Raw genomic sequence first — 21,601 nt, forward strand, 5'->3', positions numbered from 1 at the left:
GGAGGTAGCGATGAAGCCCGGACTCTCGAAGGTGCTGTCCAAGCGCGGACTGCTGGTTTCGGTGGTCGCCGCCGGTGTGGTGGCGGGTGGAGGCGCCGCGGCGTTCGCGGCGGACCCGAACGGCGACGGGGACAAGGACGCCCCGGCCAAGGCCAGCGTCACCGCGGTGCAGGCCGCGGACGCCGTGCAGAAGGCGGCGCCGGGCGTGATCGAGGAGCTGGAACTGGACGACGAGAAGGGCCGCACCGTCTGGGAGGCCGACGTCCTGACGGCCGACGGCACCTGGCGCGAGGTGACCCTCGACGCCAATGACGGCAAGGTGATCAGCAACGAGGTGCCCCGCCCGGACAAGGGCGATGAGAAGGGCGACGACGGCAAGGGTGCCGAGAAGGGCGCCGAGAAGGGCGCCGAGAAGGGCGCCGAGAAGGGCGACGGCAAGTCGGACGACGGCGACGCCAAGGAGGCGGCGGCCGAGGCCGAGGCGCTCAAGGCCGCCAAGACCACCGCGGCGCAGGCGGCGGGCCTGGCCCTGGAGAAGACCCCGGGCACCGTCACCTCCGTCGAGTTCGACGACGGCTCCTGGGAGGTCGAGGTGGTCCAGAACGGCGCCGAGCACGAGCTGAAGCTCGACCCGGCCAGCGGGAAGGTCCTCGCCGACTCCGTCGACGAGGACTGAGCCCGGCGCTCTCACCGCGCGCCGCGGATGACCACGCGAAGGGGGTCGGCCGAACTCGGCCGGCCCCCGTCGTGGTGTTCGGCCATGAACCGGCGGACCCGTCTCTCCCCGCAGCCTCCACGATGAGTCCGACCCACGGTACGGTCCTTCTCTTCGGTGCGGGAGGGTACGGCATGGAGATCACTCTGGTTCGCGGGGACATCACCGAGGAGCGGGTGGACGCGGTGGTGAACGCCGCCAACTCCTCGCTGCTGGGCGGTGGCGGCGTCGACGGCGCCATCCACCGCAAGGGCGGCCCGGCGATCCTCGACGACTGCCGCAGGCTGCGCGCGTCCCACTACGGCGGCGGGCTGCCGGTCGGCCAGGCGGTCGCGACCACGGGAGGGGCGCTGCCCGCCCGGTGGGTCATCCACACCGTCGGCCCGGTCCACTCCACCACCGAGGACCGCTCCGGCCTGCTGGCCTCGTGCTACCGGGAGTCACTCCGGGTCGCGGACGAGCTCGGCATCACCTCCATCGCGTTCCCCGCGGTGTCGGCCGGGATCTACGGCTGGCCCGTCGACGACGCCGCCCGGATCGCGGTCCGGACCGTCCGCTCGACCACCAGCAAGATCACCGAGGTGCGCTTCGTCCTGTTCACCGAGGACGCCTACACCGCCTTCGAGCACGCCGTCTCGGCCTGAGCCCCGGTCAGTCCTTGCGGGGCTTGGCGGGCGGGACCACCAGGGTGGGGCGGTGCACATGGTGGAGGACGCGGGTGGAGACGCTGCCGAGGATGACCGAGCGGGCGCCGGCGAGGCCGCGGGAGCCGGTGACCAGGAGGGACACGTCCAGCTCTTCGGCGGCGTCGACGATGGTGGCCCACACCGGGCCGTTGGTGCGGACGGCGCGGGGCGTGACGTCGGCCAGCCCGGCGGCGGCGGCCAGCTCGGCGCCCTGCTTGGCGAGGGCCACCGCCTGCTGCTCCTCGGCGAACTGGTCGCCGCCCTGCTCGGCGGTGACGGGGGCCGCGGCGATCAGCGGGGCCCAGGCGAGCTGGGAGATCAGCGGCTCCCAGACGGTGAGGACCACGACGGGTTCGGGCTTGATGTGCCGTCCGGCGTACTCGATGGCGGAACGGGCGTCATCGGATCCGTCGTAGGCGATGAGAACTGTCATGGGTGTGACCTGTCCAGCTCGCCCGGAGACGAACCTGGTCAGGGAGAACAGTGGTCAAGCTCTCATGGCGGCGCGGCCCGTGCCCGGCGGGCCGGCGAACGCCTGGGCCACCTCCAGCCAGCGGGCCGCGTCCGGTCCGGTGGCGGTCACCGACAGGTCGCCGGGGTGCCTGCGGCGGGTGACCAGCAGGCAGAAGTCCAGGGCCGGCGCGGTCACCGACTGCTCGGCGTCCGGCGGGCCCCAGGTCCACGCGTCGCCGGACGGGGCGGTCAGTGCGACGCGGAACTCGGCGGTGGGCGGCGTCAGCCCGCGGTTGTGGAACGCGAAGTCGCGGGCCCGCACGCCGATGTGGGCCACGTGCCGGAGCCGGTGGGTGGGTTCGCGGTGGACGTCGAGCGTGTCGGCGATGTCCTGCCCGTGCGCCCAGGTCTCCATGAGCCGCGCGGTGGCCATGGACGCGGCGCTCATCGGCGGCCCGAACCAGGGGAGCCGGGTCCCCGCGGGCACGGCGGCGAGCGCCCCGGCGATCCGGGCGCGGCCGGAGCGCCAGCGGTCCAGGAGCCTCGCCGGCTCCTCGGCGGCGCCCTCCGCGGCCCCCCGATCGACGTAGCCGGGCTCGAGCGCGCCGGCCAGGATCCCGGCGAACGCCGCGGAGTCGGTGGCCGCCACGGTCGACTGCCGGTCCGTCCACGCGAGGTGGGCGATCTGGTGGGCGATCGTCCACCCTTCGGCCGGGGTCGGCGCGGCCCAGCGCACGGCGGGGAGCGGCGCCACGAGCGCGTCCAGGGACTCGCCCTCGGCCGTCAGGTCCGCGAGCAGGCTGTTCAGGTCGGGCATGGGGGCAGGATCTCCCGTTCACGAGGGGCGCGTACAGACCTGAGCCGAATCTAGTTCGGCTCGGACGGGACGTGGGACAGGGCGCGCGCGGCGGCGTAGTCGGGTTTCCCGTTGGGCAGCCGGAGGCCGTCGGCGGTGCGCAGGAAGGTCTTGGGGATCTTGTAGCGGGCCAGCCGGGCGGCGCAGCCGGCGCGCAGCTCCTCGTCGGACGGGCCGGGGTCGGATGGTCCGGGGGTGGACGGGTCGGGGGCGGCGGTGCGGAGCACGGCGACGATCTCGGTGCCCCAGCGCTCGCTCGGGCGGCCGACCACGAGCGCGTCGGCGATGCCAGGGAGGTCCCGCAGCACCGTCTCGACCTCTTCGGCGAACACCTTCTCGCCGCCGGTGTTGATGGTGGTCGCCTCCCGGCCGTGCACCTCGATGGTGCCGTCGGCCAGCAGCCGGGCGCGGTCGCCCGCGACGACCAGGCGCTCGCCGTCGACGGTGCGGAAGGTGTCGGCGGTCCGGCCGGGGTCGCCGAGGTAGCCGAGCGGGATCGAGCCGGCCTTGGCCAGCCAGCCCAGTTCGTCCTCGCCCGGGGCGAGCCGGCGGGCGCGGTCGGCGCTGAGCACGGCCGCGCCCGCCGCCGGGGCGTAGGAGCCGGGGAGCGGCCCGCGCGCGGCGGGCGCCTGGCGGAGGACCTGGAAGCCGGTCTCGGAGGAGCCGAGCACATCGGTGATCCGGACGTGGGGGAGGAGGTCGTTCAGCCGCCGCTGCACGTCCGGGCTGATGCCGGCGGCCGAGTTGACCATGCTGCGCAGGGCGCCCAGGTCGTGCGGGACGGCCTCCAGCCGTTCGAGGAGCGGGCGGGCGAACGCGTCGCCGACCAGGGGGATCCGGGTCACGCGTTCGCGTTCGGCGGTGGCCAGGAGGTCTGCGGCGTCGAGGCCGTCGACCCGGTCCGGGAAGACCACGCAGGCGCCGCCGCACCAGCCGCCGAGGGCCGACCACGTCCCGGCGCCGTGCATCAGCGGGGGCCCGACCAGGACCTTGTGGCGGGCCCCGGCGGCGGCCTTCTCGACCACTTCGCGCAGGGAGTCGAAGGGGGTGCCGTCGCGGCGGCGCAGCCCGAGCGGGCCGAGCACCAGGTCGCCGATGCGCCACAGCACGCCCTTGGGCAGGCCGGTGGTGCCGCCGGTGTAGAGGATGTGCAGGTCGCCGGCGTCCGGCCGGACGGCGTCGAGGGGGGCGGCGGACGCCGTGGCGAGCGCGGCCTCGTAGTCCAGCGCGCCCGGCAGCAGGGCGGCGCCGGACTCGTCGGCCACCTGGAGCAGCAGCGGCCGGTCGAGCGCCGGTGCCACCCGTCCGATCGTGGCGGCGAAGCGCGCGTGGTAGACGATCGCGCGGGGCCGGGCGTCCGCGAAGAGGTGGGCGAGCTCGCCGTCGACGTAGCGGTAGTTGACGTTGAACGGGGCCATCCGGGCCTTGTGGGCGCCGAGCAGGCCCTCCAGGTACTCGGGTCCGTTGTGCAGGTAGAGGGCCAGGTGGTCGTGCGGCGACTCCCAGGGCGCGGCGGTCTCGGCGCGCCGGCCGAGCCCGCGGCCGTGCAGGAGGTGCGCGAGCCGCCTGCTGCGCTCGGTGACCTGCCGCCATGTCAGCCTGCGGTCCCGCCAGATCACGCACTCCCGGTCGGGGATCTCGGCCGCGATGGCCTCGTGCAGGGTCGCCAGGTCGAATCGCGGCATCGGCGCTCCTTCGGGGGGACGGGACCTCGGGAGCACCGTAACCAATTACTTATCTCTGGGTCCGCCCGGCCTCCCGGGCGGTGCGCGGCGCCTGCCGCGGGGCGGGACAATGGCGGGGTGGCCCGGACGCAGAAGCCCCAGGGGGCGGTGACCCGCGGTACCACCGCACCCAACCGGCTGCGCAGGGTCGACCGCTGGATCGCCGCCACCCAGACCGGGCCGCTGCGCGCCGTGGAACGGCCGCTCGCCGTCGATCTCGGGTACGGGGCGTCGCCCGTGACCACGGTCGAGCTGTACCGGCGGCTGCGGCCCGTCTCACCGGGGCTGGAGGTCGTCGGCATCGAGATTGAGCCCGAACGGGTGGCGGCCGGGCTGGCCTACCTCGAGGCGGCCGGGCCCCTGGAGGGGCTGTCGTTCCGGCGGGGCGGGTTCGAGCTTCCGGTGGACCGTCCGCCGGTGCTGGTCAGGGCGTTCAACGTGCTCCGCCAGTACGGCGAGGACGAGGCCTGGCGGGCGTGGGACGGGCTGTGCTCGCGGATCGACCCCGGCGGGGTCCTGGTCGAGGGCACCTGCGACGAGATCGGGCGCCGCGCCGTGTGGGTCACCCTCGGCGCCGCCCGCGCGGCCCACTCCGCGGGCGCCCGCGCGGCGGCGGGCCGGTGCGAACCCAGGACGATCACGTTCGCGGCTCGGCTCGGATCGCTCGGGCAGCCGTCCGACCTGGCCGAACGGCTGCCCAAGACGCTGATCCACCGCAACGTGCCGGGCGAGCGGGTGCACGGGCTGCTGGCTGACTTCGACCGGTGCTGGGCGGTCGCCGCGCCGCAGTCGGCGTTCGGCCCGCGGGCGCGGTGGATCGAGGCGGTGTCGCTGCTGGCCCGGACCTACCCGGTGCTCACCCGTCCTCCGTACGGCGGGCGGTCCCGCTGGCGGCTGGGCGAGGTGACGCTGGCGTGGGATGCGGTCGATCCGCGACGACCGTGATCTTGCCGCGCTCGCCGTCCACCCGGACGTGGTCGCCGGTGCGCAGCAGCATGGTGGCGTCGCCGCAGCCGACGACCGCCGGGACGCCCAGCTCGCGGGCGACGATCGCGGCGTGCGAGAGCGGCGCGCCGACGTCGGTCACGAGGGCGGCGGCGCGGGGGAACAGCGGCGTCCAGCCGATGTTGGTCACCGCCGTCACCAGGATCTCGCCGGGACGCAGCCGGTCGCCGTCCTCGGGCGAGGACAGCACCCGCACGACGCCCTCCACGATCCCCGGCGCGCCCGGGAAGCCGGTGACGACCGCGCCCTCGTCGCCCTCCTCCCACTCCCGGACGGGGGTCGCGCCCGTGGTGGGCCGGGCGGCGTCGTAGTAGTCGGTGCGGCGATCGGGGTCCCTGGCCCAGGCGAACGGGTCGAACGGGCCGCGGATCAGCGCCGGGTAGGGGGGCAGCGTCCGGTAGCGCTCGTACGTCCGGCGCCGTACCGGGATCTTCCGCAGCGGGCGGTCGTCCTCGCCGAGCACGCCGAGGATCTCGTCGCCGGTCAGGAAGAACAGCCCGTCGCCCTGCTCGGTCAGCGCACCGGCGCGCAGCACGAACGCGCGCAGCACCCAGAAGACGCGGACGACCTCCGAGCGGGCGGCCTCGCGGTCGTGGACGGCCTGCGCGTACCGCCCGACCCGGCGGCGCATGGCGGCCACCTGGCGCGGGTGGTGCGCCTCGAACCGGCGCCAGGCGGCGCGGCTCGCGGCCTGCTGCCGTTCGACGAGCTCAGCGGCCTCGAGGCCGTCGTCGCGCGCGGACATGAGCTGCCGGGCCGCCCAGCGCGGGTCCTCGGCCGGACGGGGCATCGACACCTCGAACTCGTGCGGCCCGCGGTGCCCCCAGTCCCGCGTGTAGGCGCGCTCGTCGATCTCGCCGCGGGCGAGCTGGGCGAGGCCGGTCACGGGGCCGAGGCCGGCCGCCCGGTGGCTCGGGTGCCGCAGCCCGGTGAGCATGGCGGCGGCGTCGTGCTCGCCGACGAGCCGCTCCAGCCGGCGGCGCACACCGACGAGGTCGGCGCCGCCCTGCCGTCCGGCGGCCTCCAGCATGTGGCACGCCTCGACGAACAGGGGCAGGATCCCCTCCCGCCACAGGTGCAGCAGGTCCCTGGGGTCGGACGCGTCGGCGATCCGCTCGTGGAGGGCGAGGCAGCGGCCCGGGGCCGCATCGAGGAATCCGGGCAGCCGCCTCTGGTTCCTGCGGGCCCGGAGCTGCACGGCGGCCATCCTGGGCACCAGCTCGCGGATCACCCGTCCCCTCGAGATCGGTACGAGCGGGATCCGGACCCCCGGCGGCAGCTTCCCGAAGACCTCTTCCAGGCCGTCGAGCCTCGCCCTGGTGCCGAACGCGGTGGCGAGCGTGGTGGCCATGCTGAGGTTCATGTAGAACCGGCCGCCGATGTTGCCGTAGGCGCGGTGCCCGGGGAGGGAAGCCGACTCCATCGCCCCGTGCATGAACATCTCGACCAGCGACCAGGTGCAGGGCGTCATCACGTCCGGGACGGCCTCGCCGAGGTCGCTGTTCGTCCACAGGTAGTCGTGGCCGATGCTGTCGTTCCACACCTCGGTGCGCGTGTCGGGGGCGAGCGGGCCGAGGCCGCTGATCGGACGGGTCTGGAGGACGCAGGGGCGCTGCTCGTGCCGGGCCCACTCCACTTCCATCGGCCGCCCGTACAGCTCCTCGATCTGGACGCCGAGCCGGGCGAGCTCCGCCGCGGCCTCCGGGGTCAGGACGCGCCGGTCCCGCCACCCGGACGGCACCGGCTCGTCCCGGACGCCGTGCGCGGTCAGCACCGACATCGTCGACTTGGCCGCGATCCGCTGCCCGATGACCTTGCCGGACGCCTTGTCCAGCACCACCGCGTCCGAGGTGACCCGGCCGCCGGTCACGGCGTCGCCGAGCCCCCAGGCCGCGTTGATCACGAGCTGGTCGGCGGCGCCGCTCACCGGCGCGACCGTGTACATCAGCCCGGCGGAGTCGGCCGGGACCATCGCCTGCACCGTCACCGCGATGGACGCCTCCGCGTGGTCGACGCCGTTGTCGGCGCGGTAGGCGATGGCGCGCGCCGACCACAGCGAGGCCCAGCACTCGCGGACCGCGTCCAGCACCGCCGCCTCGCCCCGCACGCCGAGGAGGGTGCCGAACTGCCCGGCCGACGACTCGTCCGCCAGGTCCTCGTCCGGCGCCGACGACCGCACCGCGACGGGCTGGTCGCGGTCGCCGAGCCCCGCGTAGGACCACCTGATCGGCCCCGCGACGTGCACGGACGGGTCGTGCCGGGCGAACAGCGCGCCGATCCGCCGCGACGCCTCCGCGGAGGTCTCGGGCCGATCCGGATCGACGCCCGCGACGGCCGCGAGGATCTCCTCGCGCAGCCCCGCGTGCTCGACGAAGTTGCGGTACGCCTCCGTGGTGACGTGGAACCCCGCCGGAACCGGCAGGCCCGCGCGCGCGAGCCGCGCCAGCGAGGCGCCCTTCCCGCCCACCCTGGCGAGACCGGCCTCCGGTGCGTCCAGATTCAGCACGAAAGCCTGCTGGCGGCTCCCGATCATGTCGTTGCTCCGTCCCCCCGAGCGGATCGCCGAGGCCGTTCCCCTCGGTGAACTCCCTGCTCAGGGGGATACCCGATCGGAGCGCCGCTGACCGTACAACGGCATTCCGGACACGGAGTGTGCCCGGAAGGTCACTCGCGGTGCAGCTTGTGCGGTGCGGCCTGGACGCGCGGCTGGACGTCGATCCGGTCGATGTTGACGTGCGGCGGCCGGGTCACCGCCCAGGCGACGCAGTCGGCGATGTCGTCGGCGACGAGCGGCTCGGGGACGCCCTGGTAGGGCCGCTCGGCCTTCTCCGCGTCCCCCTTGAACCGGACGAGGGAGAACTCCTCGGTCTTCACCAGGCCCGGCGCGATCTCGGTGATCCGCACCGGCTCGGCCACCAGTTCCAGCCGCATGACCTCGTTCACCGCGTACGCGGCGTGCTTGGCCGCGTTGTAGCCGGCGCCGCCCTCGTACGGGTCGTGCGCGGCCAGCGAGGTGATGTTGACCACGTGGCCGGCGCCGCCGGCGATCAGCTTGGGCAGCAGGGCCTTGGTCACCCGCAGCAGCCCCAGCACGTTGGTGTCGTACATCGCCTGCCAGTCGGCCGGATCGGCGTCGGCGACGGCCTCCAGGCCCACCGCGCCGCCCGCGTTGTTGACCAGCACATGGCACCCGTCGACCGCCGCGGCCAGGGCGTCCACCGATTCCTGCGAGGTCACGTCCAGGGTGACCGGGACCATCCGGCCCGCCCCCGGGACGTCCCGGGCGATCTCCTCCGCGAGCTCGTCCAGCCGGTCCCGCCGCCGCGCCGCGAGCACCACATGGAACCCCTCGGCCGCCAGCCGCCTGGCCGTCGCGGCTCCGATGCCGCTGCTCGCGCCCGTCACTACAGCCGTCTTCCGCATGCGGCCAGCCTTCCAGGCGGGCGCCCGCGGGCCCAGGCCGCCCCCGCCGCCCGCATGCCCCGAGGGCCGTCCTCCAGGCGTCCGGCGGGGTGCCCGGGGGGCGGGAACACCGAACGTCATGGATAGGTTGCACTACCGGAGGTGGTGTCCCGTGCCACGTCGTATCAGCCGGGTTGCGACGATCAGTGTTCACACGTCCCCCCTTGATCAACCGGGAACGGGCGACGCGGGCGGGATGAACGTCTACATCGTCGAGGTGGCCAGGCGGCTGGCGGCACGCGGGATCGAGGTCGACATCTTCACCCGCGCCACCTCGCGCGCCCTCCCGCCCGTGGTCGAGCTCGCCCCCGGCGTGCTGGTGCGCAACGTCGTCGCCGGGCCGTTCGAGGAGCTCGACAAGTCCGAGCTGCCCCGCCAGCTCTGCGGATTCACCTCCGGGGTGCTGCGTGCCGAGGCGTCCTACGACCCCGGCCATTACGATCTTCTGCACACCCATTACTGGCTTTCCGGGCAGGCGGGCTGGGCCGCCAAGCAGCGCTGGGGCGTCCCGCTCGTCCACTCCATGCACACGATGGCCAAGGTCAAGAACGCCGCGCTGGCGGGCGGCGACAAGCCCGAGCCGCGGGAACGCGTCCTCGGCGAGGAGCAGGTCGTCCGGTCCGCCGACCAGATCGTCGCCAACACCGGCAAGGAGGCGCGCGAGCTGATCGACCTCTACGACGCCGACCCCGGACGGGTCGCGACCGTCAGTCCCGGCGTCGACCTCGGGCTGTTCCACCCCGAACCGCCGCGGCTCGCCCTGGGCGCGGATCCCCTCCCGCACCGCGTCGGCTCGGCGCGGCACCGCCTCGGGCTGCCGAGCGACGCGTACGTGCTGCTGTTCGTCGGCCGGATCCAGCCGCTGAAGGCCCCCGACGTCCTGCTCCGCGCCGCCGCCCGCATGCTCGCGGACGACCCGTCGCTGCGCGCCAAGCTGGTCGTCGCCGTGGTCGGCGGGCCGAGCGGCAGCGGCCGGTGCCGTCCCGAGGGGCTCCAGGCACTGGCCGCCGAACTCGGCATCGCCGACGTCGTCCGGTTCGAGCCGCCGAGCCCCCAGCCTGTCCTGGCCGACTGGTACCGGGCCGCCGACGTCACCGTCGTCCCCTCGCACAACGAGTCGTTCGGCCTCGTCGCCGTCGAGTCGCAGGCGTGCGGCACCCCCGTCGTCGCCGCCGCCGTCGGCGGGCTCTGCACCGCCGTGGACGACGGCCGGTCCGGGACGCTGATCCACGGCCACGACCCCGACGACTACGCCGCCGTCCTGCGCCGCCTCCACGCCGAACCCGCGCTGCGCACCAGGCTGGCCCGCGGCGCCGTCCGCCACGCCCAGGGCCTCGGGTGGGATGCGACGGTCGATCGCCTGCTGGAGGTGTATACCGGAGCCATGGACCAGCTCCGGGCACCCCGCCGCCAGCCGCCCGTCCTCACCGCGGAGGTGCCCGCGTGACCGCCGCCTCCCAGGCCGAACTGGCCGGGATCATCGAGGAGACCCTCAAAGACGCCGGCCTGGAGTACGACGTCCCGCGCGAGCACGCCTTCTTCGTGAAGCTGCCCGGCCGGCACAAGCTCGCCACCATGACCTGGCTGATCGTCGGCGACCACAGCCTGCACGTCGAGGCGTTCTTCTGCCGCCGCCCCGACGAGAACCACGCCGACTTCTACCGGTTCCTGCTGGAGCGCAACGGCCGCATGTACGGGGTCGCCTTCACCCTCGACGAGATCGGCGACGTCCACCTGGTCGGCAGGGTCCCGCTCGCCTCGATCAGCCCCGACGAGATCGACCGGCTGCTCGGCTGCGTGCTGACCTACTCCGACGAGAACTTCGACAAGGCCCTCGAACGCGGCTTCAAGTCCTCCATCCAGCGCGAGTGGGACTGGCGGGTCAAGCGCGGCGAGAGCCTGGCCAACCTCCAGGCGTTCGCCTCGTTCGCCGACCCCGCCAACCGTTCCTGACCGGCCACCACTCCGGTCCGGATACGCGGCCGATAGGCTCTGCTCCCATGGCGACCCTGGTATTGCTCCGGCATGGCGAAAGCGTGTGGAACGCGGAAGGGCTGTTCACCGGCTGGGTGGACGTCGACCTTTCGGCGAAAGGCGAGAGCGAGGCCACCAAGGGCGGTGACCTGCTGCTCGACGCGGACATCACCCCCGACGTGCTGCACACCTCGCTGCTGAAGCGCGCCGTCCGCACCGCCAACATCGCGCTGGACGTGGCCGACCTGCTGTGGATCCCGGTCCAGCGCTCGTGGCGGCTCAACGAGCGCCACTACGGCGCGCTCCAGGGCAAGAACAAGGCGCAGACCCGCGACGAGTTCGGCGAAGAGCAGTTCACGACCTGGCGCCGCTCCTACGACACCCCGCCGCCGCCGATCAAGGACGACGACCCGCTGTCGCAGGTCAACGACATGCGCTACGCGGGTCTGCCGTCCGAGCTGATCCCGCGCACCGAGTGCCTCGCCGACGTGGTCGACCGGCTGCTGCCCTACTGGTACGACGCGATCGTCCCCGACCTGGCCGCCGGCAAGACCGTCCTGGTCGCCGCGCACGGCAACTCCCTGCGCGCCATGGTCAAGCACCTCGACGACGTCTCCGACTCGGCGATCACCGGCCTCAACATCCCCACCGGCATCCCGCTGGTGTACGAGCTCGACGACGACTTCGCCCCGCTCAAGCGCGGCGGCGAGTACCTCGACCCGGCCGCGGCCAAGGCCGCCATCGAGGCCGTCAAGAACCAGGGCGCCGCCCCGGCCAAGCCCGCCGCCGCGCCGTCCGGCAAGTCCGCCAAGCAGCCCCGCGGCTCCCGCCGCAAGTAACCCCACGCAGGAGCCCCGGCCGCCAGACGGCGGCCGGGGCTCCCGGCGCGACAAGGCCGTGACGGTGGACTCACAGGCGATAGTGGTACGATATTTGGTACCAGACTGAGTGGAGGTTTCCGGTGTCCATCACCGCGAGCGAAGCCCGGCGTCGGCTGTTCCCTCTCATCGACGAGGTCAACGACGACGGTGCACCCGTAGAGATCGTCTCCAAGCACAACCGCGCCTTCCTCGTACCCGCCGCCGAATACGAGGCGTTGGAGGAGACGGCGCACCTGCTGCGTTCCCCGGCCAACATGCGCCGCCTCATCGCCTCGTACCAGCATGCGCTGGAAGGCCGTCACGAGACCCATGAGCTCGTCGACGACGAACGCCTGTGAAACTGTCCTTCACGCCGGAGGGGTGGGAGGACTACACCTCCTGGCTTTCCGCCGACCGGCAGATCCTGAAGCGGATCAACCGGCTCGTTGACGACACCCTGCGTGATCCTTACGCGGGTATCGGCAAACCCGAACCGCTCAGGCACGCTCTTCAGGGAGCCTGGTCCCGCAGGATCACTGAGGAGCACCGGCTCGTCTACCTCCCGCGCGACGATGAACTGATCATCCTTCAAGCCCGCTATCACTACTGATGCCCCGCGCTTGAAAGGCCCGCCGCGTCCATGCGGCGGGCCTCGCGCTATTCGAGCGGTGCCACCCGTGGCCCGTCCGGCCCGTCAGAGGTGTGCGGCCAGCGGGCGGAGTCGTCACGCTGGAGCCGCGACACCTCCTCCATGCGGTCGCCCGGGATGATGACCTGCGTGACGTCCACGGCCTTCTCGTCCTTGGCGCTGTAGGCGATCCGGACGATCTCCCAGACCGGAAGGTCCGCGGGGATGAGCAGCAGTTTCGTCTCGTCCGAGGACGGCATCCGCACCCGGCGCCGCTCGAGCCACTCCAGCGGCCCGTGTCCCAGCGCCTCGATCACGTCGATCCACGCCCCGGGCCCGGTGCCGTAGGGCTCCCAGCCGTCCCTCCTTTGCCAGCTTCCCGACCGCCCGGGCCACCACGTTCCGGCTCACCTCATAGCGTTCCGCGAGCACCGCCATCGGAGGCAGGGTCTCTCCGGTGCTCCACTCGCCGCCGTCGATGCGGCGCTGGGGTGTGAGGCCGCTGGACGGTGGGGGGAAGGTGGTGTTCGCGGAGCTGGCGCCCGAGGACGGCTGACCCCGGCCAGGGTCAGGGCAGCTCGGTGATCTCTTCGGGGCGCTGGCCGGTGACCAGGTACACGACGTTCTCGGCGACGTGGACGGCGTGGTCGGCGAACCGCTCGAAGTAGCGGCCCGCCAGGGTGATGTCGACGGCGGGCTCGACGCCGTGCTTCCACTTGGGCGACAGCAGGAGATCGAACAGCTTGCGGTGCAGGCGGTCCATCTGGTCGTCGTCGGCGTCGAGCTCCAGGCCCATCTCGACGTCCTGGGACGCGATCACGCTGCCGGTCTTGGCGATCATCCGCTCGGCGATCTGGCCCATCTCCAGCACGATTGCCTGGAGCTCGGGCGGGACGGCCGTCTCGGGGTGCCGGCGGCGGGCGGTCTTGGCGATGTGCACCGCCAGATCGCCCATCCGCTCCAGGTCGCCGGACATCCGGAGCGCGGTGATCAGCGTGCGCAGGTCGCCGGCGACGGGCTGCTGCCGGGCCATCAGGTCGAAGACGCTCTCCTCGATCTGGGCGTCGATCTTGTTGACGTGCTCGTCGCCGCCGATCACCTCCTCCGAGAGCCGCAGGTCGGCGTCCAGCAGCGCGGTCACCGCGCGGGCCATCGCGGAGCGGACCAGCCGGGTCATCTCCACCAGCTTGTCGGTGAGGGAGTCGAGCTCCTCGTGGTAGGCGTCGCGCAATTGAGATCCCTTGGTGCGTGGGCGGGGGCCGGCCGGGCCGGGGGGACGGACTCGTCCACGCAACAGCCTGCCCGGCCCGCGTGAACCGGCCCGGATAACGAGGTGAACTTTGGACGAACGAGACCAGGTCGGGCACCCCGATGGTGGGGAAAGGGCCTGGGCGACGCTTACGATCCGGAGTGTGGAGGTCGAGATTGTCGCAGCTCTGACCGGGCTTGCCGGGCTCGCGATCGGGCTGGCTACTGGATTGGCGGTACGCGTGAGCGAGCGGGCCCAGCGGGTGTCGGCACCGGCGGCGCCCCCGGGAGGGCTGCCCCCGGGAGTCGCGTCGGTGCTGAGCGTGCTGCGCTCCTCGGCCGTCGTGGTGGACGCCGAGGACCGGGTGCTGCGCGCCAGCTCGGCGGCTCGCGCGTTCGGCGTGGTGAGCGGCGACCGGCTGGTGGTGGACGAGGTGCTGGCGATGGCCAGGCTGGTCCGCCGCGACGGCGAGATCCGGGAGACCGAGATCCAGGTCGGCCTGTCCCGCGCCCGTGGCCGCGCGGGCGCCCGCTGGTTCGCGGTGCGGGTCGCGCCGCTCGGTACGCATGGGCTGGTGCTGGTGCTTGCCGAGGACCTGACCGAGATGCGCCGGGTCGAGGCGATCCGGCGCGACTTCGTGGCCAACGTGAGCCACGAGCTGAAGACCCCGGTCGGCGCGCTGTCGCTGCTGGCCGAGACGGTCGAGGGCGCCGCCGACGACCCCGAGGCGGTCCGCCGCTTCGCGGGGCGGATGCAGATCGAGTCGGTCCGGCTGAACCACCTCGTCCAGGACCTGATGACGCTGTCGCGGATCCAGGGCGACGAGCCGCTGCCCGAGCTGCGGCCGGTCGAGCTCGACGAGGTGGTGGCCGAGGCGCTCGACCGCTCCCAGATCAAGGCGACGTCCAAGGACATCGAGCTGACCACCGGCGGGACGGACGGGCTGAGGGTCCGCGGCGACGCGGAGCTGCTGGTCCAGGCCCTGCGCAACCTGGTCGACAACGCCATCGCCTACAGCCCCGAGCACACCCGGGTGGTGGTGGCCACCCGGCAGTGCGACGACCGGCACGTCGAGGTCAACGTCACCGACCAGGGCATCGGCATCCCCGCCGGTGAGGTGGAGCGGATCTTCGAGCGGTTCTACCGGGTCGATCCGGCGCGGTCCCGCCAGACCGGCGGCACCGGGCTCGGCCTCGCCATCGTCAAGCACGTCACCACCAAGCACGGGGGCGAGGTGACGGTGTGGAGCAAGGAGGGCGCGGGATCGACGTTCACGATCCGGCTGCCGCTGCTCAACCCGTCCGGCCACGACGCCCCGTCCCAGGCCGCCGGCGCGTCCGCCGCGGGCTCCGCCGCGTCCGACGCGGCGACCGAGGCCCGTGTGCACGCCGACGGCGGGCCCCCCAACGTCCGCCCGACCCCACCGAATCTCTGAAGGGCAGCGCCATGAGCATCATGAGGGACCCGCGCCGCTCCGCCGCTGGGGCCGCACCGCACCAGACCGCCCGGGAGGCAACACCGTGACCCGCGTGCTCGTCGTGGAAGACGAGGAGTCGTTCAGCGACGCACTGTCGTACAACCTGCGCAAGGAGGGCTTCGAGGTCGCCGTCGCGGCGACCGGCCCCGACGCGCTGGACATCTTCGAGCGCAACGGCGCCGACCTGGTCCTGCTCGACCTGATGCTCCCCGGGCTGCCCGGCACCGAGGTGTGCCGGGAGCTGCGGACCAGGTCCAACGTCCCGGTGATCATGCTGACCGCCAAGGACAGCGAGGTCGACAAGGTCGTCGGGCTGGAGCTCGGCGCCGACGACTACGTCACCAAGCCGTTCTCCACCCGCGAGCTGATCGCCCGGATGCGCGCGGTGCTGCGCCGGCAGGGCGAGGTCGAGGAGCTGGCCCCGGCGACGCTGGAGGCCGGCCCGGTCCGGATGGACGTCGAGCGGCACGTGGTCAGCGTGGCCGGCGAGCAGGTCCAGCTTCCGCTCAAGGAGTTCGAGCTGCTGGAGGTGCTGCTGCGCAACGCGGGCCGGGTGCTGACCCGCATGCAGCTCATCGACCGGGTCTGGGGGGCCGACTACGTCGGCGACACCAAGACCCTGGACGTCCACGTCAAGCGACTCCGCGCCAAGATCGAGTCGGCCCCGTCCACGCCGCGGTACATCGTCACCGTCCGCGGCCTGGGCTACAAGTTCGAGCCCTAGACCGGAGGAAACGCGAACGGCCCGTACGGCGTGCTGCCGTACGGGCCGTTCGGTCGTCGCTGGTGCCGGTCAGTGACCGGCGCCGGCCTCCGCGGCCGGGGACGCGGGCTGGGCCGGGGAGGACGTGGTCGGCTCGTCCGTGCCGGTGCTGGTGGGCGCGGCGGACCCGTGCTCGCCGCCCTCGGTACCGCCTTCGGTGCCGGGCGCGGCGGAGGCGCCGGGAGCCGGGCTGCCGGCGGAGACCGCGGCGTAGCCCGCGTACTCGCCCTGCTGCGCGATGACCGGGACCGTGACCTCGACGCTGCCGGCCCGCTCGAACTGGAGCCGCACGGTCAGCGTCTCGCCGCCGAGGAGCTGCTTGGTGAGCCCGGTCAGCACCACGAGCGGCGCCTTGCCGTCCGCGGCGGGCGGGGCGGCCGGGGTGGCCGGCTGAGCGGCCCCTGACGCGTCGGCGGCGGGCGGCGTGGCCGTACCGGACGGCGTGGCCGTACCGGACGGAGTGGCGGTGCCGGACGGCGTCGCGGCCGGGGAGGCCGCACCGGTGGCCTCCGCGCCCGGCGCGGCGCTGTTCTCGCCGGACGGCTTGGACGAGGGCGTGCTGGACGGCTTGCCGGTGGGCTTGTCGCCGGGCTTGCCGGTCGCCTTGCCCGCACCGGCCGCAGGCGTCGCCGGGGCGGCCTGGCCGATCAGCCGGACCGCGCTGCCCTCACCGGACGGCTTGGCGGGCGGCAGCGCCACGGCACCGCCGGTGATCTTCACCTGGGCGAAGTCGGGCGAGCTGACGTTCACCAACCGGTCCTGCGTGCCCTTGACCTGGTTGATGACCGTGGCGTAGAGCGGCACCGAGGCGCCCTGGCCGAAGGCCATGTCGGGCCGCGGGCCCAGCAGGAACATGTTGCGGACGTCGATCTTCGCCGCCGCCGCGTCCTTGGGGACGGTGACGTTGACGCCTTCGGTGAGCTGGGTGGGCGCGGCGGTCTGGGGCTCGCTGCCGGCGCCGCAGCCGGAGAGCACCGGCACCATGGCGACGGCTCCCGCGATGGCGAGCACGGCCACTCGGCGGCTGTTTCGGATCACGGCGACGATCTCCTCGCGAGGGGGCGTTGGAAGGGTTCTGGGGGCGGCGCGAGAAACGCCAGGGGAAGCGTAGCGAGGCCGGGGCGCCACCCCGTCCCCGGGGGTGGTCCGCGCCCGGCCAGCCCGGCGGGACGAGCGCCCGCCGAGTGCCGTTCCGTCCGCGATCAGCCGGTTTCGAGTGACTTGACCTTGGCGGTGAGCTCGGGCCCGGCCCGCGGCGCGCGGACCACGTCGGTGACCACGCCGTCGGGGCGGACGAACACCGCCGTGAGCTCCGCGCCCGCCGAGCCGGACGGGCCGGCCGAGCCGGGCGCGGGCGCGTAGGCGCCGGCCAGCAGTGCGGAGGGGTCCTCGATGATCTGCGGCGCCCCCGCGTGGGCGGTGCCCGCGCACGCGGTCAGCCGCTTGACCTTCAGGCCCGCGTGCCCGCTCGCCGCGCGCGGGTCGGCGACGAGCCAGAAGTTGAGCTTGGCGTCCTGGGTTCGGGCCGCCAGCTCGGCCACCAGGTCGTCGCACTTGTAGGTGGGCGGGACGATCGCGAACACGGCGGGGCGCAGATCGGTCAGCGGGGTCTTTCTGGACGTGCCGGTGGTCAGGAACACCTCGCCGGCGGGCAGCGTGCCGTTGACCTGGCCGGGGCTCGCCACCGGGTGCGGGGCCAGCAGCGAGACGGCCGGACGGGGCGTGGGCCGGGGCCCGAAGGCGGTGAGCATGGCGCCGCTGACCAGGGCGATCAGCAGCGCGCCGGTGATGATCGGGATGGCCAGGCCGTACCGGGTCGCCGGGCGCACCAGCCGCCGGATCCGCGCGCGCCTCCGCCGCTGGCGCCGCTCGCGGTGGTAGGCGAGGATGTCGCGGTCGAGCTCGCGGGCGTCGTCGGGCACCACGACGTCCACGCGGGGCAGCCCGTAATCGTCGGGCTCGGGGTCGCCGTCTGGCCTCACGCCGCACCTCACCATCCTCGAATCCGTCGAGCCGGCCGGTCGTCCTCCGCCTCCGGCACGCCCTTTTCGGACCCTTCCGGGCGCTTCGTACCCACGCGGCCCGGCCTGTTCACCTCCAGTATGGGCCGCTTCCCCGGTTCCGGTAGAGGCGGACCGGAGGAACCGTGATCGCCTGCGGCGGGGGTGTCCGGGACCCGTGCGCGGTGCGCCGAACGGGTCCGTAATGCACCATTAAAGGGCTTTGTCAAGACCCCAATAAGGGGGTTGACCTGCGGATATGTCGTTAACGCCGGTACGGCCACCGCCGGTTCCGTGCTATCCTTGGCGTAGCGGAAGGGGTACTTGTCACATGACTTTCCAGGTCGGCGACACCGTCGTCTACCCCCACCATGGGGCTGCTCGGATCGAGGCCATCGAGACTCGCACCATCAAGGGTGAGGAAAAGACCTATCTGGTCTTGAAGGTCGACAAGGGCGACCTGACAGTGCAGGTCCCGGTCGAGAACGTTGAGGACGTGGGTGTCCGCGACGTGGTCGGCCAGGAAGGTCTGGAGAAGGTGTTCGAGGTGCTGCGCGCACCCTACACCGAGGAGCCCACCAACTGGTCGCGTCGTTACAAGGCCAACCTTGAGAAGCTCGCCTCTGGCGATGTCAACAAGGTCGCCGAGGTCGTTCGCGACCTCTGGCGTCGCGACAAGGAGCGCGGGCTGTCCGCCGGCGAGAAGCGGATGCTGGCCAAGGCCCGGCAGATACTGGTCAGCGAGCTCGCGCTGGCCGAGAAGACCAACGAGGACAAGGCCGAGGCCCTCCTCGACGAGGTTCTGGCCAGCTGAGTTGAGCGAACGGATTCCACGGGTGGGCGTCGGCACCGACGTCCACCCGTTCGCTTCCCACGACCGCCCGCTGCACGTCGCCGGCCTGCACTGGCCCGGTGAGGGCACCGGGCTGGACGGGCACTCCGACGGCGACGTGGCGGCGCACGCCGCGTGCGACGCGCTGCTGTCGGCCTGCGGGCTCGGCGATCTCGGCGCCGTCTTCGGCACCGCCGACCCGCGCTGGTCCGGCGCGTCCGGCGCGGAGCTGCTGCACGAGGTCGCCCGCCTGGTGGACGAGGCGGGCTTCGTCATCGGCAACGTCGCCGTCCAGGTCATCGGCAACCGTCCCAAGATCGGCAAGCGCCGCGCCGAGGCGGAGAAGGCGCTCGGCGAGGCCCTCGGCGGCGCGCCCGTCAGCGTCTCCGCCACGACGACCGACGGGCTCGGCCTGACCGGCCGCGGCGAGGGACTGGCCGCCATCGCGAACGCCCTGGTACTCCAGCAGCACCGCTGACCGCCTTTCCCGTTGGTCTCCGCGCCCGCGCCGCCGCCTTTGTGCCGGCGGCGCCGGCCTTTTTGGATCTTTTACTTTCCGGCCGGGAACGGGCCCGATGCCATGGGTGTTATTTCACCGGTGTAATTCTCCGCGCGTCACCCGGTGATGTGATTTCGCGGGCGTTATTCGGCGGGCGGGACGGGCGAGCTTCGGAACGTCCTCGACGGCGGGTCCCCATCCAGGATCCCGAGACCGGCGTCCTTCTTCCCTTCGGTCCCGTCGTCGCCCTCTTCGTCCAGCATCAGGGGCATGAAGAGATCGGAACGGTGGTCGCTCGCACGTCCGCCGGTCTCGGGGGCCTCCAGGGCCTCGGGGGCGCGTCCCGGCTGGAGGGAGGCGACCGGCAGCGGCTTGAGCGTCTTGACGTGCTCGCGCTCGCGGCGCCGTCGGAGACCGGACGGCGCCTCCGGCGGCGGCGCCGGGGCCGGCCGCGGGGCGCGGAGCTGCTTGACCATCGTCAGCCACAGCCAGATCGCGATCACCAGCATCACGTGCGGGGCCACGGCCACGCCCGCCCTCAGCGGCGCGTCCGGGAGGGAGTCCGGTCCCCGCACGGTGTGCTGCACGCTGAGCGCGGCGGTCCCGGCGACCAGGGCCAGCAGCAGCGTCCAGCGCAGCCACCGGGTCCACCAGCGGGCCTGGCGGGCGACCACCAGGGCCAGCAGCGTCAGCACGGTGAGCGCGTCGGCCATCGCCGGGTAGACCGGGGCCCAGCGGCGGTCCGCCCGTCCCTCCACGGCCAGGTCGCGCAGCAGGTCGTAGGTCAGCGCGAACGCGCCGCCCGCCAGCGCGGCGACGGCCAGCCCGGCGAGCGCGTGCAGCAGCCGCCGCTGTGCGGGGGAGTGGCGGGCGTCTCCGGGCGGGGAGGGGCGATCGGACGACATGGCGACTCGTCTCGGGGAGTGGGCCTGCGGGTCGTGGCCGGTGCGGGGCGGGAAGCTCCACGGGAGGTCGGCCGGCCGAAGAGAGGGTTACCCGGATCTTCAGGTTGATCACCTTGTATTCGGGAGGATCATCCGGGGATCGCCCGTGCCCGCCGGGCGCGGACGGGGGGCCGTACGGTGGTAGAGACGAAGGCGGTCGCCACTGGGAGGCAGCGATGCCGTACTACCGGGTCGTGGGCGAGGTCCCGCGGAAGCGTCATGTTCAGTTCCGCCGTCCGGACGGCGGGCTCTACGCGGAGGAGCTGATGGGGGAGGAGGGCTTCTCCTCCGACTCCAGCCTGCTGTACCACCGGCACGCGCCCACCGCGATCATCAAGAGCGAGGGCGTGGACGGTGATCCGGCGGGAGCGGCGGACCTCACGCCGAACCATCCCCTGCGACCCCGCGCCTACCGCACGCAGGACCTCCCACCCGGTGGCGACATGGTGCTCGGACGGCAGGTCCTGTTCGGCAACGAGGACGTGCGGATGTCGTTCGTGGCGGCGTCCGGGCCGAGCGAGCTGTACCGCAACTCGGTCGGCGCCGAGGTCGTGTACGTGCAGACCGGCGCGGCCCGGGTCGAGACCAGCTACGGCGCGCTGGACGTCGGCGAGGGCGACTACGTGGTCATCCCGACGGGGACGACCCACCGCTGGGTGCCGGTCGCCGCCCAGGGCGGAGGGCCGGGGGCGGCCGGTGGTGCGGAGTCGGCCGGTGGTGCGGAGTCGGCCGGTGGTGCGGAGTCGGCCGGCGGTGCGGGGGAGACGCTGCGGGCCTTGGTGATCGAGGCGCGCGGGCACGTCCGGCCGCCGAAGCGCTACCTGTCGCAGTACGGGCAGTTCCTGGAGCAGGCCCCCTACAGCGAGCGCGACCTGCGCGGGCCGGCCGCGCCGCTGCTGGTGGAGGGCGGCGAGGTGCCGGTGCTGGTGCGCAACCGGGGCGGGCTGTCGCGATTGACCTACCTGCACCATCCGTTCGACGTGATCGGCTGGGACGGCCACCTGTACCCGTACGTCTTCAACATCGACGACTTCGAGCCCGTCGTGAAGCGGACGCACGCGCCGCCGCCGGTGCACCAGACGTTCGAGGGCCCCGGGTTCGTGATCTGCTCGTTCTGCCCACGTCCGCTCGACTTTCACGAGGAGGCCGTGCCGATCCCCTACAACCACCACAATGTGGATTCCGACGAGATGATGTTCTATGTGGGCGGCGACTACTCGGCGCGCAAGGGGTCGGGCATCGGCGTGGGGTCGATTTCGCTGCATCCGTCCGGCTTCACGCACGGGCCGCAGCCGGGCGCCGTCGAGGCGGTGGTGGAGGCGGTCCGGGCGGGGCACACGGCGACGACCGAGCTGGCCGTCATGATCGACACGTTCCGGCCGCTCGGGCTCGGCGCCGCCGCGCGGCGCTGCGAGGACCCCGGGTACGCGTGGACGTGGGCGCGTACCGCCGAGTAGTGGTCGCTATCGGTGAT

The 21,601-nt window shown here is 73.3% G+C and carries 23 protein-coding genes; 13 read left to right on the plus strand and 10 right to left on the minus strand.

Going from position 1 to position 21,601, the window contains the following annotated elements:
• Positions 1-10 precede the first annotated feature (10 nt).
• The gene (locus tag OHA34_RS27300; RefSeq protein WP_329519320.1) at positions 11-676 is read left to right on the plus strand and encodes a PepSY domain-containing protein; all 666 of its coding nucleotides are present in this window, start codon (positions 11-13) and stop codon (positions 674-676) included.
• Positions 677-849: 173 nt separating this feature from the next.
• A complete protein-coding gene (locus tag OHA34_RS27305) occupies positions 850-1,359 on the plus strand; it encodes an O-acetyl-ADP-ribose deacetylase (RefSeq protein WP_285938715.1) in 510 nt (169 codons plus the stop codon).
• A gap of 7 nt (positions 1,360-1,366) precedes the next feature.
• Here OHA34_RS27305 and OHA34_RS27310 read toward each other — a convergent pair whose 3' ends face one another.
• Genes OHA34_RS27310 through OHA34_RS27320 form a run of 3 tightly spaced genes read right to left on the minus strand, consistent with a single transcriptional unit; the run spans position 1,367 to position 4,395 of the window.
• Positions 1,367-1,834 carry a universal stress protein gene (locus tag OHA34_RS27310; RefSeq protein WP_285938714.1) on the minus strand — a complete coding sequence of 156 codons (468 nt, stop codon included), beginning with the start codon at positions 1,832-1,834 and terminating at the stop codon, positions 1,367-1,369.
• A gap of 54 nt (positions 1,835-1,888) precedes the next feature.
• On the minus strand, positions 1,889-2,671 hold the full coding sequence (locus OHA34_RS27315) for a TIGR03084 family metal-binding protein (protein WP_285938713.1): 783 nt from the start codon (positions 2,669-2,671) through the stop codon (positions 1,889-1,891).
• Positions 2,672-2,721: 50 nt separating this feature from the next.
• On the minus strand, positions 2,722-4,395 hold the full coding sequence (locus OHA34_RS27320) for an AMP-binding protein (protein ID WP_329519321.1): 1,674 nt from the start codon (positions 4,393-4,395) through the stop codon (positions 2,722-2,724).
• A 117-nt stretch (positions 4,396-4,512) separates the two neighbouring features.
• Between OHA34_RS27320 and OHA34_RS27325 the strand changes: the two genes are divergently transcribed.
• Positions 4,513-5,379: a class I SAM-dependent methyltransferase gene (locus OHA34_RS27325; protein WP_329519322.1), complete on the plus strand. Its 867-nt coding sequence runs from the start codon at positions 4,513-4,515 to the stop codon at positions 5,377-5,379.
• Here OHA34_RS27325 and OHA34_RS27330 read toward each other — a convergent pair.
• Positions 5,291-7,972 (minus strand): PEP/pyruvate-binding domain-containing protein, encoded by a 2,682-nt coding sequence (locus tag OHA34_RS27330; RefSeq protein WP_285938710.1) that lies wholly within the window; start codon positions 7,970-7,972, stop codon positions 5,291-5,293. The two genes, OHA34_RS27325 and OHA34_RS27330, sit on opposite strands and share 89 nt — an antisense overlap.
• Before the next feature lie 131 nt (positions 7,973-8,103).
• Complete coding sequence (locus OHA34_RS27335) at positions 8,104-8,862, minus strand: SDR family NAD(P)-dependent oxidoreductase (RefSeq protein WP_285938709.1); 759 nt, start codon at positions 8,860-8,862, stop codon at positions 8,104-8,106.
• 118 nt (positions 8,863-8,980) lie between these two features.
• Between OHA34_RS27335 and mshA the strand changes: the two genes are divergently transcribed.
• The 5 genes from mshA to OHA34_RS27360 all read left to right on the plus strand — a co-directional run bounded on the left by mshA (position 8,981) and on the right by OHA34_RS27360 (position 12,345).
• Entirely contained in the window at positions 8,981-10,348 is a 1,368-nt protein-coding gene (gene mshA, locus OHA34_RS27340; RefSeq protein ID WP_329519323.1) for a D-inositol-3-phosphate glycosyltransferase, read from the plus strand.
• Positions 10,345-10,854, plus strand: coding sequence for a YbjN domain-containing protein (locus tag OHA34_RS27345; protein ID WP_329519324.1), 510 nt, complete (start codon positions 10,345-10,347; stop codon positions 10,852-10,854). The genes mshA and OHA34_RS27345 overlap by 4 nt, the downstream gene beginning before the upstream one ends.
• A gap of 47 nt (positions 10,855-10,901) precedes the next feature.
• Positions 10,902-11,714: a phosphoglyceromutase gene (locus OHA34_RS27350; RefSeq protein WP_285938706.1), complete on the plus strand. Its 813-nt coding sequence runs from the start codon at positions 10,902-10,904 to the stop codon at positions 11,712-11,714.
• Positions 11,715-11,836: 122 nt separating this feature from the next.
• The gene (locus OHA34_RS27355) at positions 11,837-12,094 is read left to right on the plus strand and encodes a type II toxin-antitoxin system Phd/YefM family antitoxin (protein ID WP_285938705.1); all 258 of its coding nucleotides are present in this window, start codon (positions 11,837-11,839) and stop codon (positions 12,092-12,094) included.
• A complete protein-coding gene (locus OHA34_RS27360; protein ID WP_285938704.1) occupies positions 12,091-12,345 on the plus strand; it encodes a Txe/YoeB family addiction module toxin in 255 nt (84 codons plus the stop codon). The genes OHA34_RS27355 and OHA34_RS27360 overlap by 4 nt, the downstream gene beginning before the upstream one ends.
• A 47-nt stretch (positions 12,346-12,392) precedes the next feature.
• Here OHA34_RS27360 and OHA34_RS27365 read toward each other — a convergent pair whose 3' ends face one another.
• Both OHA34_RS27365 and phoU read right to left on the minus strand, forming a co-directional pair.
• The gene (locus tag OHA34_RS27365) at positions 12,393-12,680 is read right to left on the minus strand and encodes a UTRA domain-containing protein (protein WP_285940115.1); all 288 of its coding nucleotides are present in this window, start codon (positions 12,678-12,680) and stop codon (positions 12,393-12,395) included.
• A 251-nt stretch (positions 12,681-12,931) separates the two neighbouring features.
• Entirely contained in the window at positions 12,932-13,594 is a 663-nt protein-coding gene (phoU, locus tag OHA34_RS27370) for a phosphate signaling complex protein PhoU (protein ID WP_285938703.1), read from the minus strand.
• 181 nt (positions 13,595-13,775) lie between these two features.
• On the opposite strand from phoU, the gene OHA34_RS27375 reads away from it, so the two are divergent.
• Both OHA34_RS27375 and OHA34_RS27380 read left to right on the plus strand, forming a co-directional pair.
• Positions 13,776-15,047 (plus strand): sensor histidine kinase, encoded by a 1,272-nt coding sequence (locus OHA34_RS27375; RefSeq protein ID WP_329519325.1) that lies wholly within the window; start codon positions 13,776-13,778, stop codon positions 15,045-15,047.
• Positions 15,048-15,132: 85 nt separating this feature from the next.
• Positions 15,133-15,813, plus strand: coding sequence for a response regulator transcription factor (locus OHA34_RS27380; RefSeq protein ID WP_285938700.1), 681 nt, complete (start codon positions 15,133-15,135; stop codon positions 15,811-15,813).
• Positions 15,814-15,882: 69 nt separating this feature from the next.
• On the opposite strand, the gene OHA34_RS27385 is transcribed toward OHA34_RS27380, so the two are convergent.
• Together OHA34_RS27385 and OHA34_RS27390 are read right to left on the minus strand one after the other, a co-directional pair.
• Positions 15,883-16,890, minus strand: a complete 1,008-nt coding sequence (locus OHA34_RS27385) for a hypothetical protein (RefSeq protein WP_329519326.1) — start codon at positions 16,888-16,890, stop codon at positions 15,883-15,885.
• 164 nt (positions 16,891-17,054) lie between these two features.
• Entirely contained in the window at positions 17,055-17,834 is a 780-nt protein-coding gene (locus OHA34_RS27390; protein WP_329519327.1) for a hypothetical protein, read from the minus strand.
• A 349-nt stretch (positions 17,835-18,183) separates the two neighbouring features.
• Between OHA34_RS27390 and OHA34_RS27395 the strand changes: the two genes are divergently transcribed.
• Positions 18,184-18,666, plus strand: coding sequence for a CarD family transcriptional regulator (locus tag OHA34_RS27395; protein WP_067459337.1), 483 nt, complete (start codon positions 18,184-18,186; stop codon positions 18,664-18,666).
• Between the two features lie 22 nt (positions 18,667-18,688).
• Positions 18,689-19,162: a 2-C-methyl-D-erythritol 2,4-cyclodiphosphate synthase gene (gene ispF / locus OHA34_RS27400; RefSeq protein ID WP_329519328.1), complete on the plus strand. Its 474-nt coding sequence runs from the start codon at positions 18,689-18,691 to the stop codon at positions 19,160-19,162.
• 164 nt (positions 19,163-19,326) lie between these two features.
• On the opposite strand, the gene OHA34_RS27405 is transcribed toward ispF, so the two are convergent.
• Complete coding sequence (locus tag OHA34_RS27405) at positions 19,327-20,088, minus strand: DUF2637 domain-containing protein (protein ID WP_329519329.1); 762 nt, start codon at positions 20,086-20,088, stop codon at positions 19,327-19,329.
• Between the two features lie 215 nt (positions 20,089-20,303).
• On the opposite strand from OHA34_RS27405, the gene OHA34_RS27410 reads away from it, so the two are divergent.
• Positions 20,304-21,584: a homogentisate 1,2-dioxygenase gene (locus OHA34_RS27410; protein WP_329519330.1), complete on the plus strand. Its 1,281-nt coding sequence runs from the start codon at positions 20,304-20,306 to the stop codon at positions 21,582-21,584.
• Positions 21,585-21,601 lie beyond the last annotated feature (17 nt).

It is taken from the genome of Spirillospora sp. NBC_01491, from assembly GCF_036227065.1.
In the GTDB taxonomy this organism is placed as follows: domain Bacteria; phylum Actinomycetota; class Actinomycetes; order Streptosporangiales; family Streptosporangiaceae; genus Spirillospora; species Spirillospora xylanilytica.